Consider the following 1,583-nt stretch of genomic DNA (forward strand, 5'->3'; position numbering starts at 1 on the left):
CTCGCGGGCCGGGACCGCGCTGCACCTGCGCGCCGCCGAGCTGCTGCACCACGACGGCGCGCCCGCCGAGGCCGTCGCCGACCGCCTGGTCGCCGCCGACCGCGCCGCCGCCACGTGGGCGGTGGCGGTGCTGCGCGAGGCCGCCGGGCAGGCGCTGGCCGAGGGCCGCGCCCCCGACGCGGTGGACCGGCTCCGCCTCGCGCTGCGCGAGTGCACCGCGGACCGCCGCCCCCTCGTCCGGTTCGAGCTGGCCCGCGCCGAATGGCAGATCGACCCGGCCACCGCCGGGCGGTACCTGTCCGACCTCGCCCGTGACGCCCGCGCGGGACGGCTCCCGGCCGACGCGGTGGTCACCCTCGTCACCTGGATGCTGTGGCTCGGCCGGGCCGAGGAGGTGACGGACGTGATGGTAGAGGCGTCCCGCGCGACCGGCGCGGTCGCGGCGGAGCCCGGCGGCGTCGCCGAGCGGCTGCGCGTCCCGGAGAGCTGGGTGCGCTACGCCTATCCCGGCCTCGCCGGAGGCACCACGCCCGCCGGCCCGGCGGGCACGGACCCGGCACCGGACGCGCTGTCGGATTCGACTCCTGGGGCGGTGTCCGGTCCGGCGTCCGGTGCGGTGTCCGGTTCGGCGTGGTCGGGGAGGGACGGGGACGATGGCCGCGGCGGTCTGACCGGCTCCTGGCCGGGGCCGGGCGCCGACGCCGGATGGGGGACGCGCGAGCGCATCGTCGCGGCGGTCGAGGAGACCCTCCGGCACGCCGGACTCGGTTTCGGGCACCTGACCCGCATCGCGGTCATCGTCGCGCTGATCCACGCCGGGGAGCCGGACGAGGCCGAACGCTGGTGCGACGCGCTGGACCGCGAGGAGGGACGCCGGCCGCCCCTGGCCGACGCGCTGGTGCTGGTGCTGCGCGCGCTCATCCACCACCGCCGTGGCGAGCCGGACGCGGCGCGCCGGTGCGCCTCCGGCGCCTTCGACCTGCTCCCGGCGCGCGGCTTCGGCATCTTCGTCGGCGTCCCGCTCGCCATCATGGTGGAGGCGCTGACGGTGACCGGGCGGCTCACCGAGGCCGGCGCGCTGCTTCGGCGGCCGCTGCCGGAGGCGCTGTTCGGAAGCCCGCTCGTCCTGCCCTACCTGCGGGCCCGGGGCCGCTACCAGCTGGCGTCCGGACGGCCGCGTTCGGCGCTGACCGAGTTCCTGGCCTGCCGGGACCTGATGGCGTCCTGGGGCGTGGACCTGCCCTGCGTGGCGCCCTGGCGCACCGACCTGGCCGAGGCGCACCTCGCCCTGGGCGACCCGGACACCGCCCACCGGCTGGCCGTCGAGCAGCTCGCGCTGCTGTCGCCGGGGGAGACCGGCGGCCGGGGCGCGACCCTGCGGGTGCTGGCGCTCGCGCTGCCGCACGACCGGCGGCTCTGGCCGCTCGCGGAGGCCGTGGAGCTCTTGGAACGATCCCCCGACCGGGTCGAGCTCGCCCGCGCGCTCGCCGACCTCGCCGACCACCACCGGACGGCCGGACGCCGCGCCAGCGCCGCGGCCCTGGCCCGCCGCGCCCGCGCGCTCGCCGACGAGTGCGGCGTGG

General features: G+C 79.1%; 1 protein-coding gene. It reads left to right on the forward strand.

Annotated elements, in window-relative coordinates; translation table 11 throughout:
- The coding region (locus AB0J52_RS39805) for a serine/threonine-protein kinase (RefSeq protein WP_500188323.1) at positions 1-1,583 on the forward strand (1,583 nt) is incomplete at both ends.

The organism is Spirillospora sp. NPDC049652 (assembly GCF_040675125.1).
In the GTDB taxonomy this organism is placed as follows: Bacteria; Actinomycetota; Actinomycetes; order Streptosporangiales; family Streptosporangiaceae; genus Spirillospora.